The 15,533-nt window shown below is 63.3% G+C and carries 12 protein-coding genes; 9 read left to right on the forward strand and 3 right to left on the reverse strand.

Translation table 11 applies throughout. The features are described from left to right. Nucleotides 1–21 precede the first annotated feature (21 nt). The 3 genes from AWB82_RS12075 (at nt 22) to AWB82_RS12085 (ending at nt 4,058) form a co-directional block, all read left to right on the forward strand. Nucleotides 22–801 carry an ABC transporter ATP-binding protein gene (locus tag AWB82_RS12075; protein WP_086967376.1) on the forward strand — a complete coding sequence of 260 codons (780 nt, stop codon included), beginning with the start codon at nt 22–24 and terminating at the stop codon, nt 799–801. A gap of 564 nt (nt 802–1,365) precedes the next feature. After that, nucleotides 1,366–2,514 (forward strand): porin, encoded by a 1,149-nt coding sequence (locus tag AWB82_RS12080; protein WP_086967377.1) that lies wholly within the window; start codon nt 1,366–1,368, stop codon nt 2,512–2,514. Between the two features lie 395 nt (nt 2,515–2,909). Next, on the forward strand, nt 2,910–4,058 hold the full coding sequence (locus AWB82_RS12085) for a porin (RefSeq protein ID WP_086967463.1): 1,149 nt from the start codon (nt 2,910–2,912) through the stop codon (nt 4,056–4,058). Nucleotides 4,059–4,143: 85 nt separating this feature from the next. Here AWB82_RS12085 and AWB82_RS12090 read toward each other — a convergent pair whose 3' ends face one another. The 3 genes from AWB82_RS12090 to zwf all read right to left on the reverse strand — a co-directional run bounded on the left by AWB82_RS12090 (nt 4,144) and on the right by zwf (nt 8,334). Further along, a complete protein-coding gene (locus AWB82_RS12090) occupies nt 4,144–6,054 on the reverse strand; it encodes a bifunctional transcriptional regulator/glucokinase (protein WP_086967378.1) in 1,911 nt (636 codons plus the stop codon). Next, on the reverse strand, nt 6,035–6,745 hold the full coding sequence (pgl, locus tag AWB82_RS12095; RefSeq protein ID WP_086967379.1) for a 6-phosphogluconolactonase: 711 nt from the start codon (nt 6,743–6,745) through the stop codon (nt 6,035–6,037). The genes AWB82_RS12090 and pgl overlap by 20 nt, the downstream gene beginning before the upstream one ends. A 128-nt stretch (nt 6,746–6,873) precedes the next feature. After that, nucleotides 6,874–8,334 carry a glucose-6-phosphate dehydrogenase gene (zwf, locus tag AWB82_RS12100; RefSeq protein ID WP_086967380.1) on the reverse strand — a complete coding sequence of 487 codons (1,461 nt, stop codon included), beginning with the start codon at nt 8,332–8,334 and terminating at the stop codon, nt 6,874–6,876. 235 nt (nt 8,335–8,569) lie between these two features. Between zwf and AWB82_RS37040 the strand changes: the two genes are divergently transcribed. From AWB82_RS37040 to AWB82_RS12125, 6 genes are all read left to right on the forward strand, one after another. Continuing rightward, nucleotides 8,570–8,857 (forward strand): hypothetical protein, encoded by a 288-nt coding sequence (locus AWB82_RS37040; protein WP_143756707.1) that lies wholly within the window; start codon nt 8,570–8,572, stop codon nt 8,855–8,857. Nucleotides 8,858–8,919: 62 nt separating this feature from the next. Continuing rightward, nucleotides 8,920–10,173, forward strand: a complete 1,254-nt coding sequence (locus AWB82_RS12105) for an ABC transporter substrate-binding protein (protein WP_086967381.1) — start codon at nt 8,920–8,922, stop codon at nt 10,171–10,173. A gap of 170 nt (nt 10,174–10,343) precedes the next feature. After that, nucleotides 10,344–11,282, forward strand: a complete 939-nt coding sequence (locus AWB82_RS12110) for a carbohydrate ABC transporter permease (RefSeq protein ID WP_086967382.1) — start codon at nt 10,344–10,346, stop codon at nt 11,280–11,282. Continuing rightward, nucleotides 11,272–12,129, forward strand: a complete 858-nt coding sequence (locus AWB82_RS12115) for a carbohydrate ABC transporter permease (RefSeq protein ID WP_086967383.1) — start codon at nt 11,272–11,274, stop codon at nt 12,127–12,129. Before AWB82_RS12110 ends, AWB82_RS12115 begins: the two co-directional genes overlap by 11 nt. 30 nt (nt 12,130–12,159) lie before the next feature. Further along, nucleotides 12,160–13,278 carry an ABC transporter ATP-binding protein gene (locus tag AWB82_RS12120; RefSeq protein WP_086967384.1) on the forward strand — a complete coding sequence of 373 codons (1,119 nt, stop codon included), beginning with the start codon at nt 12,160–12,162 and terminating at the stop codon, nt 13,276–13,278. 142 nt (nt 13,279–13,420) lie between these two features. Further along, nucleotides 13,421–15,532: a prolyl oligopeptidase family serine peptidase gene (locus AWB82_RS12125; RefSeq protein ID WP_086967464.1), complete on the forward strand. Its 2,112-nt coding sequence runs from the start codon at nt 13,421–13,423 to the stop codon at nt 15,530–15,532. Nucleotide 15,533: the final 1 nt, after the last annotated feature.

Raw genomic sequence — 15,533 nt, forward strand, 5'->3', positions numbered from 1 at the left:
ACCGCCGCTCAAGGACCGTTCATGATTTCCCAGCAGCACAAGCTTTTCGCCGACGACATTCACAAGCAGTACGGCAGCAACGAAGTTCTCAAAGGCGTGTCGCTGAAGGCCAAGGCCGGCGACGTGATCAGCATCATCGGCTCGTCGGGCTCGGGCAAGAGTACGATGCTGCGCTGTATCAACTTCCTCGAACAGCCGAATCAGGGGCGCATCTTCGTCGACGGCGCCGAAGTCCGCACGCTGAGAGACAAGACCGGCGCGCTGAAAGTGGCGGACCCGAAGCAATTGCGGGAGGTTCGCGCGAAATTGTCGATGGTCTTCCAGCACTTCAATCTCTGGTCGCACATGAATGTGCTGGAGAACGTGATCGAGGCGCCCGTGAACGTGCTCGGCCTTTCGAAGAAGGAAGCGGAGGATCGCGCGCGTATGTATCTGGAGAAGGTCGGGCTCGCGCCGCGCCTGGAAAAGCAGTATCCGTCGCATCTTTCGGGCGGGCAGCAGCAGCGCGTGGCCATCGCGCGCGCGCTCGCGATGCATCCCGATGTCATGCTCTTCGACGAGCCGACCTCCGCGCTCGATCCCGAACTCGTCGGCGAAGTCCTGAAAGTGATGCAGACGCTGGCCGAGGAAGGCCGCACGATGATCGTCGTCACGCACGAAATGGCGTTCGCGCGCAATGTCTCGAACCACGTGGTGTTTCTGCATCAGGGACGTATCGAGGAAGAAGGCCATCCGGATGCGGTGTTCGGCAACACGAAGAGCGAGCGCCTGAAGCAGTTCCTGTCGGGCAGTCTGAAGTAAGCGCGAATAAGCGCGACCGCTGCCAGAAGCAACCTTCCACTCCAAAAAAAGCGTCCTTGAGACGCTTTTTTTGCGCCCGGGGCCGGGAGTTTCGACCTCTTTCGCGCCCTTATTCGACCTAGCGCTGCGACGGGCGCGCGTCAATAGGAGACAAACCTGACCCTGAAACCTACATGACGCCGAAGCCCTGATGGAATAAGGCTTTGCGGGATGTTTCCCATCCTGTGGGTCGCATGCCTACCACATGGGCATTGCATTTTTGACACAAACGCGCGGCGATCGTCATTTTTCTTTGGCGACCATAACGTAATTTGTTAAATTGGTAACGAAAGTACCAAAACGAAGTACGCAAAAAGTAGTTTTACTTCAAAAAGTCCAAAAGAAACTGAGGAACGACACCGATCGACGGATCGGCGTCAGGTTCGCGCCCACGACGTGCGAATCGTCACTAGCACCACAGCCCGCGCGTGTCCTTCCTCTGAAAACAATTTTCGGTTGGGTGCGCTCGCATCGAACCACACAGCAGCACTTGGGTTCTATTTCTTGACAGGGTTGGAGGAGATGATGAAGAAAGCTTTGCTCGCGTCGGCAGCACTGCTGGCGTTCAGCGCGGGGGCGTACGCTCAAAGCAGCGTCACGCTATATGGCCGCCTGGACGCGGGGCTCGAATACATGAACGGTGTGCCGACCGGTCCGGCCGGCGCGCCTGCCACCGGTAGTTCGCACCGCTTCAAGGCGGAAAGCGGCGACTGGGGCACGAGCTTGTGGGGTTTGAAGGGCGTCGAAGATCTCGGCGGCGGTTATCGCGCCGTGTTCCAGTTGGAAGGCAGCTTCAACACCATGACCGGTCAAGGCCCGGGCGGCGGCGGTCTCTTCAATCGTTGGGCAACGGTCGGTATCGCCAACAATCAGTTCGGTACCCTGTTGCTGGGTCGCGAGCTCTTCATTGCGAACGGCGTGTGGGACTTCGATCCGTTCGGCCAGTCGAACTGGTCGTCGGCATCGCTGGTCCGTGGCCGCAACTGGCCGCAGTCGAGCAACAACATTTCGTACCAGTCGCCGAAGTTCGCTGGCCTCGACTTCTACGGTCAGTACTCGCTGTCGAACGCGACGAACTGGAATGGTAACGGCACGACGCCGCAAGGCCGCGAGGCTGGCGCGTACGTCACATACACGACGCCGCTCTTCCAGATCCGCGGTATGTACGACGAAATCCGCAACCCGGCAAACGGCACGCTGGGCGGCGCGTACAACCCGATCGACGGCGGCAACGGCGGCAACGGCGCCTACGCCTATTCGCGTGAATACACGGCGATGTTCAACGTGTTCCTCGGCCAGTTCAAGATCCAGGGTGCTTACCAGGCGATTCGCAGTTCGGGCATGACGGGCCAGTTGCCCGGCCAGCCGACCACGATCGACCACGAGTGGGGCGGCGTGACGTGGCAAGCAACGCCGGCAGCGGCGCTGATCGCTGCGGTCTACCACTCGAACGGCAACAACGGCGCGGGTAACGCGACCATTTACACGGCTGGCGGTTCGTACAACCTGTCCAAGCGCACCCTGCTCGACTTGCAGGTCGCGACGGTGCAGAACAGCAAGACGGCGAACTATGGCCTGAACGCCAACAACTTCGGTACGGCTGCCTCGACGGACAACCCGTTCCAGGGTCACAGCCAGACCGGCGTGTACGCAGGTATCCAGCACTCGTTCTAATCGACGGGTCTGACCGAAGAGTTTTTTTAGAAGGTTTTCACGCTGCTGCGAGAGGCGCGTATCGGTGCGGTGCCCGAAAGGGTATCGCACCGTTTTTTATTTGAGCGCGACGATTCAAGGCACCGACGCTCGACATGACGAACACGGTTTCGGACGCGTTTCAGCTCACGCACGATATTTGTCAAATCGACAACTAAAACTACAATAACGCGCTTCTAACAAAGTAGTTCTACTCCACAATTCCTCCCGCATTCAGGAACGGCGCGGATCGCCGCATCATCGCAATGCTTCGTCATCCGCACGTTTCTTCGACAGCCGCGTTCGGTTCGATGCCTTCGCATCGAGCCCGGCAACAATCACAGATGCACTTTTTTGACAGGGTTTTGGAGGGGATGATGAAGAAGGTTTTGCTCGCGTCGGCGGCACTATTGGCGTTCGGCGCAGCGGCGCATGCACAAAGCAGCGTGACGCTGTTCGGCCGTCTGGACGCGGGACTCGAATACATGAGCGGGGTGCCGACGGGCACCGGTCCGAACGGCGCCGCGACCGGCAGCACGCATCGCTTCAGAGCCGAAAGCGGCGACTGGGGCACGAGTCTGTGGGGCCTGAAGGGTGTCGAGGATCTGGGCGGCGGCAACCGGGCCGTGTTCCACCTGGAAGGCAGCTTCAACACGATGAATGGACAGGGACCGGGCAACAACGGCCTCTTCAATCGCTGGGCGACCGTCGGTGTCGAAAACGACAAGTTCGGTACCTTTCTGCTGGGCCGTGAGCTCTTCATCTCGAACGGCGTGTGGGACTTCGATCCGTTCGGCCAGTCGAACTGGTCGTCGGCGTCCCTCGTGCGCGGCCGTAACTGGCCGCAGTCGAGCAACAACATTTCGTACCAGTCGCCGAAGGCCGCGGGCTTCGACTTCTACGGCCAGTACGCGCTTTCCAACGCGACGAGCTGGAACGGCAACGGCAGCACCGCCCAAGGCCGCGAGGCAGGCGCACAGATCACCTACACGGCGCCCTACTTCCAGGTACGCGGCATCTACGACGAGATACGCAATCCGAACGACGGCACGCTTGGCGGCGCTTACGTTCCGGTGAACAAGGCGAACGGCAACGGCGCCTACGCCTACTCGCGCGAATACACGGCGATGTTCAACGTGTTCCTCGGGCAGTTCAAGCTTCAGGGCGGCTATCAGGCCATTCGGACGGCCGGCATGGCGAACCTGCTGCCGGGCCAGCCGAGCACGCTCGATCACGAATGGGGCGGCGTGACGTGGCAGGCGACGCCGGCAGCCGCGCTGATCGGCGCGGTGTATCACGTGAACGGCAACAACGGCGCGGGCAATGCGACCATCTACTCGGTCGGTGGTTCGTACAACCTGTCCAAGCGCACCCTGCTCGACTTGCAGGTCGCCACCGTGCGCAACAGCAAGAGCGCGAACTACGGCCTGAACGCCAACGACGCCGGCACGTCGGCCGCGACCGACAATCCGCTCGTCGGGCGCAGTCAGTCCGGCGTGTACGCGGGCATCCAGCACTCGTTCTGACGCGCGCCGGGACGGTCGAAGCCACAACGCAAAGGGCCACCGATTCGCATCGGCGGCCCTTTGTTCATCGCGCGTCGATGGCGCTTCAGTCCCGCGCCATCCCCGCTGCGCCGTGGCTCAGCCAGTCGAGCACGGCGGCGGCGTCATCGTCGCCCGATTGACGCGCCTTCGCGACCGTCTCGCTGATCTTCGCGCCCGGCTTCGGCGCGGCACGGCGAATCGCGACGCCGACCGCGAGAATGTCGATGATCACGAGATGGAGAATGCGCGAGATCATCGAAAGCTGCGACTCGCGAATCTCGATGTGATCCGTCTCCAGCGCCACCGTCGCGCGCTTGGCGAGCGGCGTATTGCTCGACGTGATCGCTATGACCGTCGCGCCCTGCTGCATCGCCACTTCGAGCACGCGCAGAAGCTCGGGCGCCCTGCCCGACTTCGACACCGCCACGATCACGTCGCCCTTGCCGAGCAGCGCCGCAGAAGCAGCCTGCATGTACAGGTCGCCGTAAGCGATCGTCGGAATGCCGAAGCGGAAGAACTTGTAGTGCGCATCCTGCGCCACGATGTTCGAGTTTCCGAGCCCGTAAAACTCGATGCGGCGCGCGCCGTTGAGAATATCGATCGCGCGCTCGACGTTGTCGAAGTTCAGATGCTCGCGCAACTGAAGGATCGCGGACACGGTGTTGTCGAGCACCTTCGCGCCGAAATCGGTGGCCGTGTCGCCGAGATGAACCTGGCTGTGGCTCACCGGAATCGTGCCGGTCAAACCCGTCGCGAGCTTCAGCTTGAAGTCGGACAAGCCCTGGCAGCCGAGCGAGCGGCAAAAGCGGATCACGGTCGGCTGACTGACGTCGGCCTTGCGCGCGATGTCGATGATCGGATCGTTGATGATCGAGCGCGGGTGATTAAGCGCGAGATCGGCGACGCGACGCTCGGCGGGCGTCAGCGCGTCGCGCATCTGGCGAATGCGCTCGAACACCGCCGACGAGCCGCTGTTCGCGCGGTTCGACAACTGTTCCGCGAGAATCGCCGAAACGCCGAGAAACGCCGGATATTCCGCCGTGATGATGTACGTCGGAATGCCCGCGAGATACTGCTGGAAGCGCCCTTTCGCCTCGAAGCGCTCGCGAAACGGCGACTTGTGGAACAGTTCGCCGAGCTTCAGCACGATGCCGCCGCCGATATAGATGCCGCCCAGCGCGCCCAGCGTCACCGCGATGTTGCCGGCAAACGTACCGAGGATCGCGCAGAAGCAGTTCACCGTTTCGAGCGCGAGCGGCTCGCCTTGCAGCGCGCGGTGCGTCACGTCGGCGGCGTTGAAGGTGTCGGCGACCGTCACGTCGTCGCGCTCCGCCAACGCCCGGTAGATCAACTCCAGCCCTTGCCCCGCGCACACGCGCTCGAACGACACGTGCGGAAACTTGCGGCGCGCGTAGCGCATGACGAGGTCTTCGCGCTCGTCGAACGGCGAGAACGTCGCGTGGCCGCCTTCGCTGCCGAGCGCGATCCAGCGGTCGTCCGCCGGAATCAGGCCGGAAACGCCGAGACCCGTGCCCGGACCGAGCAGACCGATCACGCTGTTCTGCCGCCGCGAGCCGCCGCCGACCTGTTCGCGCTGCGCGTCGGTGAGGCCGGGCAGCGCCATCGCGAGCGCCGTGAAGTCGTTCACGACGAGCAGCGTGTCGAAGCCGAGCGCGCGGCGCGTCGCCTCGATCGAGAAGCTCCAGTCGTGATTGGTCATCTTCACGTGATCGCCGTCGACCGGATTCGCGATCGCGATCGCCGCATGATTGACGCGGCCGACCTTCGTGTCCTTCAGATATTGCTGCATCACCTCCGCGATGCCGGGGTAATCGGCCCCCGGATAGACGCGGATCTGCCCGATCTCGCCGGATGCGGTCTCCAGCGCGAAGCGCGCATTCGTGCCGCCGATGTCGGCCAGAAGCCGCGGTCCGTCGGCGTGCTGAGTCGCTGTCTTATGCACACCAGTAGACATCGAGCTTCACTCCTTCAGCGTGGGCCAGCGTCGAGATGGCGTTCTTTTGCGGCGCGGCGAGCGCCGCGTTCAGTACGTCGAGTTTCGTTTGCCCGGCGATGAACAGATACAGTTGCCCGATCTGCCTGAGCGCCGACATCGACAGGCTCACGCGCGCATGCGGCGCCGCGCCCGGGTGCACGGAGATGAAGCGGTCCGGCGTGGAAATGGCGAATTCCCATTCGGGCGAGTCGGCGAAGATCGAGGCCGTATGGCCGTCCTCGCCCATGCCGAGCACGGCCACGTCCGGCAGACGGCGGCGCGGGTCGGCATTCAATTCGGCGATGTGCGTTTCCAGCGGCTTGCCGGTATCGACGAGCGGCAGGAAGTACGCCGACGCCGCCGCGTTCTGCAGCAGCGTGTCGCGCGCGAACTGCGCGTTGCTCGCCGGGTCGGTCTCGGGCACCCAGCGGTCGTCGACGAGCGTCACGTCGATATGCGCCCAGTCGAGCGGCTCGCGCGAGAGCGACTGCAAGAACGGTTTCGGACTCGTGCCGCCCGACACCGCCAGCGTGGCGTGTGCGGTTTGTCCCTCGGCATCGGCCGATGCCGCGCCTCTCGCCGCGAGGGACGCTTTCAGTGCGTCGCTCACGGCGTTCGCCAGCGCGTTCGAGTGGGCGCGCGAATCGTCGAAAGTATGAAGCTCGATCACTGCTCCTCCTGCATGTTCTGGTTTATCGATCCGCTTTCTGTTCGCGCCATCGCAATGACGGGCGAAGCGGTGTCCTGCATTCCCGTGCTCGCCGCGCGCCTCTTACGGGCAGCGTCGGCGCACGTCTCTCAATTCTCTTCTTCCAGCCAGCACGTGCCCGCCTGCGCGAGCATCGCGCTCGACGCGGCCGGTCCCCACGTGCCCGCCGCATACGGCTTCGGCTTGTTCGTCGCCGACGACCAGGCGTTCAGAATCGGCTCGACCCAGCGCCATGCCGCCTCCTGCTCGTCGCGCCGCACGAAGAGCGCGAGGCGGCCGCGAATCACATCGAGCAGAAGCCGCTGATACGCTTCCATCTGTCCTTCCTTGAAGAACTGATCGAACGCGAGATCCAGATGCACGCTCGCGAGGTTCATGCCCTCGCCGGGCTGCTTCGCCAGGCAGTAGAGGCGAATCGACTCGTTGGGCTGCAACCGGATCACGAGACGGTTCGCGCCCGCGCGCAATGCGTTCGCGCCGAGCGCCGAATGCGGCACCGCGCGAAAGTTCACGACGATTTCCGCGACGCGGTCCGCGAGCCGCTTGCCCGTGCGCAGGAAAAACGGCACGCCCGCCCAGCGCCAGTTCTCGATCTCCACCTTCAGCGCGACGAAGGTTTCCGTCGTGCTGTCGGGCCGCACGCCCGGCTCGGTCGCATACGCCGGCACCGCCGTGCCGCGAATCACACCCGCATGATATTGCCCGCGCACCGCGACGCGGCTGATGTCGCGCTCGTCGATGGGCTTGAGCGCGCGCAGCACGCGCAGCTTCTCGTCGCGCACGGAGTCGGAGTCCATGGAATGCGGCGGCTCCATCGTCACGATGGAGAGCAGTTGCAGCAAGTGGTTCTGCACCATGTCGCGCAACGCGCCGGTATTGTCGTAGAAGTCGCCGCGCGCTTCCACGCCCAGTTCCTCGGCGATCGTGATCTGAATGCTCTCGACCCACTCCCGGCGCCACAGCGGCTCGAACAGCGCATTGCCGAAGCGCAGCGCGAGCAGGTTCTGCACCGGCTCCTTGCCGAGATAGTGATCGATCCGGTAGATCTGCTCTTCGTGGAAGATTTCGCCGACGGCGTCGTTGATCGCATTCGACGACTTCAGGTCGTAGCCGAGTGGCTTTTCGAGGACGATGCGCGCGTTCTGGTTCAGGCCGACATCGGCGAGCGCCCGGCAGATTGGCACGAACAGCGACGGCCCCGTCGCGAGATAGAAGACCCGCGTGCCGTCGAACTGCGCGAGCGCGTCGCGCAAAACGACGAAGTCCTCCGCGCGGCCCAGATCCAGCCCGACGTACTCGAAGCGTTCCAGAAAGCTGCGCCACGTGGCTTCATCGACACCGTTCTTCGATACGTGCGGCTTCACGTGATCCTCGACCCAGGCGCGGTACTCGCCTTGCTGCTTGGCCTCGCGCGCGACCGAGACGATCTTGCCCGCCGGATCGAGCATGCCCGCGCGATGCGCCTCGAACAGCGCGGGAAGAATCTTGCGCATGGAGAGATCGCCGGTGCCGCCGAAGAGTACGAAGGTGAAATTCGAGTCGCTTTGCATGAGTCTCTGCGTGGGTTCGAGAGCGGATGAGAGTCGAATCGGGGCACGTCGCCCGGGGACCACGAATGAGACCGTAGTCCGATAAAATTTTTTTTGACACTGAATTGTAGTTTAACTACAATCCAAATCAAGAGGAAATGTCATCTACAGAAAATTAGCAAAGTCAACCAGACGACTCTGGAGACGCGCTTTCCATAGGTGATCGTTCTGAGCGCATGTTAACGGAGCGCGCGGTTTGCCGCTTTTCACGGAAAGCGCCCCTTGCGGCTCGCATGCATTCAGGCCTCGCGCCTCGCCGTCGAACGCGCCTTTCGAGGCGCCGCTCGAACGACCGGGTAAAAATCAAAAGAGGAGACAAGCCGTTGCGATTGAACCCACTCATCTCTTGAGCGCCGTGCGGCCGTATATCGGTCTGCCGGCCCGGCTCGCCGCGTCCGTCGTGATGCGCGCCTGCCGCATCCCCGCCGACACCGCCGATTTCCGGCCATCCAGTTTTGCCGTTTTTATGACCACCGCTTCTTAGCCATGCTTCTGGCCGCATCGGGAGCCAATCGTTTCTTGTCAGGTGTCTGGAGGAGATAAACAATGAAAGTCCGTAAGCTAATGGGCGCGCTTTGCGCCGCAGGTCTTCTGTGTGGCGCGACGGCGTCGGCGGTTCAGGCTGCCGAAGCCGTTTCCGTGTTGCACTGGTGGACGTCCGGCGGCGAATCCAAGGCTGTCGGCGTGCTCAAGGACGACATGACGAAGCAGGGTTACACCTGGAAAGACTTCGCTGTCGCGGGCGGCGCGGGCGCGGCCGCGATGACCGCGCTGAAGACGCAGGTCATCTCGGGCAATGCGCCCTCGGCGGCGCAGATCAAGGGTCCGCTCATCCAGGAATGGGCCGAGCAAGGCGTGCTGGCGCCGATCGATTCCGTCGCGGGTGACTGGAAGAAGAACCTGCCGCCGGAAATCGACAAGATCATCCACGCCGACGGCCATTACGTCGCCGCGCCGTTCTCGGTGCATCGCGTGAACTGGCTGTATATCAACAAGGCCGCGCTGGACAAGGCCGGCGGCAAAGTGCCGGCCAACTGGACCGAGTTCTTCCAGGTCGCGGACAAGATGAAAGCCGCGGGCATCATGCCGATCGCGATGGGCGGCCAGCCGTGGCAGGACCTGACGCTGTGGGAAGACGTCGTGCTCTCGCAAGGCGCGGACTTCTACAAGAAGGCGATCGTCGATCTCGACCAGAAGACCTTGACCTCGGAGAAGATGGTTCAGGTGTTCGACACGGTCCGCAAGATTCAGGGCTACTTCGACAACGGCCGCACGGGCCGTGACTGGAACCTCGCGACCGCGATGGTCATCAACGGCAAGGCCGGCATGCAGTTCATGGGCGACTGGGCCAAGGGCGAATTCGCCGGCGCGGGCAAGAAGGCGGGGTCGGACTACATCTGCGCGCCGGTGCCGGGCACCGAAAAGGCGTACACGTTCAACGTCGACTCGTTCGTGTTCTTCCAGCAGAAGGGCCAGAAGACCGCGACGCCGGGCCAGCTCGCGCTCGCGAAGACCATCATGACGCCGGAGTTCCAGGAGCAGTTCAGCCTGAACAAGGGCTCGATCCCGGTCCGCCTGGGCGTGCCGATGGATAAGTTCGACGACTGCGCGAAGAAGTCCTACGCTGATGAACAGACGGCGATCAAATCGGGCGGCTACGTTCCGTCGCTCGCGCACGGCATGGCTCAGGGCGACGCCGTCGCCGGCGCGATGACCGACGTCGTGACGAAGTTCATGAATTCGTCGCAGGATTCGAAGAGCGCGGTCGCCGCGCTCGCGAACGCCGCCAAGACGAAGTAAGGCCGCATCCGCCCGGCGCGTGTGCACATGCACGCGCCGGGCGGGCAAGACAGAGCAGGACTGCATCTGTTACGTCGCATCATTCAGCGCCAGCAGGCATTCGCCACAGAAGCGCCAATCAGTGCACCTAAACGCACGAAAGCGCCGGCGCATCTTCCAGGAGTCGAGTCGTGACTGCCTCCATCGCCGCGGACAAGAAACCGCAAAATCCGCCCCGTCGCGCCTCGCCGACGGCGGCGCTCGCCGATCGCCTGATCCCGAAGCTGGTGCTCGCTCCCAGCGTCTTGATCGCGCTCATTTTCGTGTACGGCTTCATCGCCATTACCGGGTATCTGTCACTCTCCGAATCGCGGCTCATGCCGCGCTACGATTTCGCGGGCTTCGACCGCTATAAACAGCTTTTCGCCAACGACGTCTGGTGGACTTCCGCCGCCAACCTCGGCTGGTTCGGCATTCCGTTCATCGGGATTTGCGTGTTCCTCGGCCTCTTCCTTGCGATCCTTCTCGACCAGAAGATCCGCAACGAAGGCGCACTGCGCGCGATCTTCCTTTACCCGATGGCGCTCTCGTTCATCGTGACCGGCACGGCCTGGCAGTGGATTCTGAACCCCAGCCTCGGTCTGGAGAAAGTGTTTCATGACTGGGGCTGGACGAGCTTCTCGTTCAACTGGCTGGGCGATCCGGACAAGGCGATTTTCTGCGTCGTGATCGCGGCCGTATGGCAATCGACAGGCTTCGTGATGGCGCTGTTCCTGGCCGGTCTGCGTGGCGTGGACGCAGAAATCTTCAAGGCCGCGCAGATGGACGGCGCGGGCTTACCGACCATCTACCGCAAGATCGTGATTCCGAGCATGCGGCCGGTGTTCTTCTCGGTGCTGCTGATTCTCTGCCACATCACGATCAAGACCTTCGACCTCGTCGTCGCGTTGACGGCGGGCGGTCCGGGCACGTCGTCGTCGCTGCCGGCCATCTTCATGTACACGTTCTCATTCAACCGCGGGCAACTGGGCGTGGGCGCCGCATCGTCGATGATGATGCTCGCCACGGTCGTCGCGGTGCTCGTGCCGCTCATGTATCTCGAATCGAGGAGCACCCGCAATGCAGCCTAAGATGACTTTGAGCCGCGCCGTCATCTACGCGGTGCTGATTCTCTTCGCGCTCTACTTCCTGTTCCCGATCTACGTGATGCTGTCGACGTCGTTCAAGGATCTCGACCAGCTTCGCACGGGCAACCTGCTCACGCCGCCCACGCACTGGACGTTCGCGCCGTGGGTGAAAGCCTGGCAGGAAGCGTGCACGGGCGTGCGCTGCGACGGCATGGAGCCGTTCTTCATGAACTCCGTGCGCATGGTGATTCCGGCCGTGCTGATCTCGTCGTTCGTCGGCGCGTTCAACGGCTATGTGCTCACGCACTGGCGCTTTCGCGGCGCGGACGGCCTGTTCACGATGCTGCTCGTCGGCTGCTTCATCCCGTTTCAGGCGATCCTGCTGCCGATGGCGCGTTTGCAAGGCTTTCTCGGCCTTTCGAACACGACGACCGGCCTCGTGATGGTCCACGTGATCTACGGCATCGCGTTCACGACGATGTTCTTCCGCAACTTCTACGTGAGCATTCCGGCGGAGCTCGTGAAGGCGGCGCGCATCGACGGCGCGGGCTTCTTCACCATCTTCACGAAGATCCTGCTGCCGGTGTCGCTGCCGATTTTCATGGTGTGTCTGATCTGGCAATTCACGCAGATCTGGAACGACTTCCTGTTCGGTATCGTGTTTTCGGGCGTGGATTCCATGCCGATCACGGTGGCGCTGAACAACCTCGTGAATACATCGACGGGCGTGAAGGAATACAACGTCGACATGGCGGGCGCGATTATCGCCGCATTGCCGACGATCCTCGTCTACATGATCGCGGGACGTTATTTCGTGCGCGGGCTGACGGCCGGCGCGGTGAAGGGTTAATCGAGAAGTATCGAGAGATAGAGGATTCACATGGCAAGCCTTTCCATCCGTGACGTGTACAAGACCTACCCGAACGGGGTGCCGGTTCTAAAGGGCGTCAACATCGATATCGAGGACGGTCAGTTCCTGATCCTGGTCGGCGGCTCGGGCTGCGGCAAGTCGACGCTGCTGAACATGATCGCCGGGCTGGAGGACGTGACGCAGGGCGACATCATGATCGACGGCAAGACGGTGAACAACCTGTCGCCGAAGGATCGCGATATCGCGATGGTGTTCCAGTCCTACGCGCTCTACCCTTCGATGAGCGTGCGCGACAACATCTCGTTCGGCCTCAATATCCGCAAGGTGCCGAAGGACGAGCAGAAGAAAATCGTCGATCGCGTGTCGGAGACCTTGCAGATCGGTCATCTGCTGGACCGCAAGCCGGGGCAACTGTCGGGCGGTCAGCGTCAGCGCGTCGCGATGGGCCGCGCGCTGGCCCGCGATCCCGTCATGTTCCTGTTCGACGAGCCGCTTTCGAATCTCGACGCGAAGCTGCGCATCGAGATGCGCTCGGAGATCAAGCTGCTGCATCAGCGCCTCGGCACGACGATCGTCTACGTGACGCACGATCAGATCGAGGCGATGACGCTCGGCGATCGCATCGCGGTAATGAAGGACGGCATCGTGCAGCAGTTCGGCGCGCCGCAGGACATTTACGACTCGCCGTCGAATCTTTTCGTCGCGGGCTTCATTGGCGCGCCGCCGATGAACTTCATCACCGGCAAGCTCGTCGAGTCGGGCTCGGGCGTGGGGTTGCAGCTCGATACGGGCATCGCGCAGAAGGTGCTGAATCTGCCGTTCGATGCGGGAAGTCTGCGCAACAAGGTCGGTCAGGACGTGATTGTCGGTCTGCGTCCGGAGCGCATCACCGATTCGCGCAGCGCGCACGATGTATCGGATGCGAGCCTGCAGCCGGTCGATGTGCGCGTCGACGTGATCGAGCCGACCGGTCCGGACACGCTCGTGTTCGCGCAGGTGAACGGCAAGCGCATCGTGTCGCGTGTGCATCCCGCGTCGAATCCGAAACCGCTGTCGAACATGACGCTGCTCTTCGATGTTTCGAAGGCCGTGCTGTTCGATCCGCAGACGGAGGAGCGGCTCGCCTGACGCGAGCGCCAGGCTGCGGTTCGCCCGACTTCGAACGCCACGGCTCGCCGTGGCGTTTTTCATTGCGCCGCGTAACAAGGCACGATCGACGCGCAATCAAGGCACAATCGGCGTTTTGCATTCCGATTACGCTCCCGCCCGCATGACTCTTTTCTCCTCGCATCCCGAACTCGCCTGGACCACGTCCGAAGGCCCCGACCCTTTCATCGGCCTCGAAGCGCTCGACGACGCGCGCGTGCAGGCCTGGGTCGATGCCCAGAATCGCCGCACCGAAGCCGCTTTCGGCGACACGCCCGGCGCGCGCGCGCTCGCCGGGCGGCTCGAAAAGGCGTACACGTCGAAAGATCGCATCGTCACCTGCTCGCGCTATGGCGACTGGGCCTACAACACGTGGCAGGACGACGCGCATCCGCTCGGCATCGTGCGCCGCACGCCGTGGAGCGCGTGGCTCGCGGGCACGCCCGAATGGGAAACGATCCTCGACGTCGACGCGCTCGATCTGAACGCGAACGAAACCGACGACACCCGCTGGGCGCTCGCCGACTTCGACATGCTCTACCCCGGCTACGACCGCGCGCTCGTGAGCCTGTCGCCGGGCGGCTCGGACGCGTGCATCGTGCGCGAGTTCGAGATCGCGTCGCGAAGGTTCGTCGCGGATGGCTTCGCGCTGCCCGATGTCGGCAAGCACGACATTTCGTGGATCGATCGCGACACGGTGTACGTCGGCTGGGACGACAGCAGGACGAACCCGCGCCCCGCGCTGACGACATCGGGATTTCCGCGTCAGGCGCGCCGCTGGAAACGCGGCACGCCGCTCGCGGACGCGCCCGTCGTGTTCGAGGGCAATCGGCGCGACGTGTCGGCGGGCGTGGACTACGATCCCATCGAGAAGCTGCATCTCGCGTCGCGCGCGGTCACGTTCTACGACACGCTCAATTATTGGCTCGACGAAACCACCGGCGAATGGCGGCAGTACGACGTCCCTCAGCACGCGGAAATCGAGCACTGGAACGGCTGGCTCTTCGTGACGCCGCGCAAGTTCTGGAACGCAGGCGGCCGTCGCTACGCGCCCGGCACGCTGACCGTCATTCGCCGCGACGCGTTTCTCGCGGGCTCGCGCCAGTTCACGGCGCTCTTCACGCCGTCGGAGCGCCTCGTGCTCGCGGGCATCGACTTCACGAAGCATTGGCTGATCGTCTCGCAGATGGACGACGGCACGCCGCGCGTCACGCTGCTGCGCCCGGACGCCAATCTCGACGGCGAGTGGCAGGCGCGCGAATTCGCGCTGCCGGAAGCGAGCCAGTCGTGGGTCGATTCGATCGACAGCGAACGCGACGACACCGTGCTGATTCACGTCGAGCACTTTCTGATGCCGCCGTCGCTGCATCACGCGGATCTCGCGAGCGATGCGCCGTGGCGACTGCTCGCGCGCCTTCCGGCGCAATTCGATGCGACCGGACTCGCCGCCGTGCGCCGCCACGCGATCGCGCCCGACGGCGAGCGCATTCCTTATTGGCTGATCGGCAAAGACATCGAAACGACCGCCGAAACGCGCCCTTGCCTGCTCTACGGCTACGGCGGTTTCGAAGTCGCGCTCGATCCGGGTTATGACGCGACCACCGGCATCGCGTGGCTCGAACGCGGCGGGCTGTACGCGGTCGCGAATATTCGCGGCGGCGGCGAGTTCGGCCCGGCGTGGCATCAGGCGGCGTTGCGCGAGAACCGTCAAATATCGTTCGATGATTTCATCGCGGTGGCGCAGGCGCTCGTCGATGGCGGCGTCACGACGCCGAAGCAACTCGCCATTCGTGGCGGCAGCAACGGCGGCCTGCTCACCGCCGTGTGCATGGTGCAGCGGCCGGCGCTGTTCGGCGCGGTGCTCTCCGAAGTGCCGCTGCTCGACATGGCGCGCTTTCATTTGCTGCTGCAAGGCGCATCGTGGATCGACGAATACGGCGATCCCGACGACGCGGGCGATCTTCGTCATCTGATGGCGTACTCGCCGTATTGGAACGTGAAGGCGGACGTGGCTTATCCGCCGGCGCTGTTCACATCGTCGACGAGCGACGACCGCGTGCATCCCGGCCACGCGCGCAAGATGGCCGCGAAGATGCAGGCGCAAGGCCACGCCAACGTCTGGTATCAGGAAACCGGCGATGGCGGCCACGGCGCGGGCGTCGAACCGGAAGCGGTCGCGCAGGCGGAAGCGGCGGCCTTTACGTTTCTCGCGGCGACGATCGGCCCGCTCGCCTGAT

It is taken from the genome of Caballeronia glebae (assembly GCF_001545035.1).
Lineage (GTDB): Bacteria > Pseudomonadota > Gammaproteobacteria > Burkholderiales > Burkholderiaceae > Caballeronia > Caballeronia glebae.

Excerpts from the sequence above, each read along its gene's own strand:
- AWB82_RS12125 (WP_086967464.1), top strand. The coding sequence starts at position 13,421 with ATGACTCTTTTCTCCTCGCATCCCGAACTCGCCTGGACCACGTCCGAA.
- AWB82_RS12120 (WP_086967384.1), top strand. The coding sequence starts at position 12,160 with ATGGCAAGCCTTTCCATCCGTGACGTGTACAAGACCTACCCGAACGGG.
- AWB82_RS12090 (WP_086967378.1), bottom strand. The coding sequence starts at position 6,054 with ATGTCTACTGGTGTGCATAAGACAGCGACTCAGCACGCCGACGGACCG.
- AWB82_RS12080 (WP_086967377.1), top strand. The coding sequence starts at position 1,366 with ATGAAGAAAGCTTTGCTCGCGTCGGCAGCACTGCTGGCGTTCAGCGCG.
- zwf (WP_086967380.1), bottom strand. The coding sequence starts at position 8,334 with ATGCAAAGCGACTCGAATTTCACCTTCGTACTCTTCGGCGGCACCGGC.
- AWB82_RS12075 (WP_086967376.1), top strand. The coding sequence starts at position 22 with ATGATTTCCCAGCAGCACAAGCTTTTCGCCGACGACATTCACAAGCAG.
- AWB82_RS12085 (WP_086967463.1), top strand. The coding sequence starts at position 2,910 with ATGAAGAAGGTTTTGCTCGCGTCGGCGGCACTATTGGCGTTCGGCGCA.
- AWB82_RS12105 (WP_086967381.1), top strand. The coding sequence starts at position 8,920 with ATGAAAGTCCGTAAGCTAATGGGCGCGCTTTGCGCCGCAGGTCTTCTG.
- AWB82_RS12115 (WP_086967383.1), top strand. The coding sequence starts at position 11,272 with ATGCAGCCTAAGATGACTTTGAGCCGCGCCGTCATCTACGCGGTGCTG.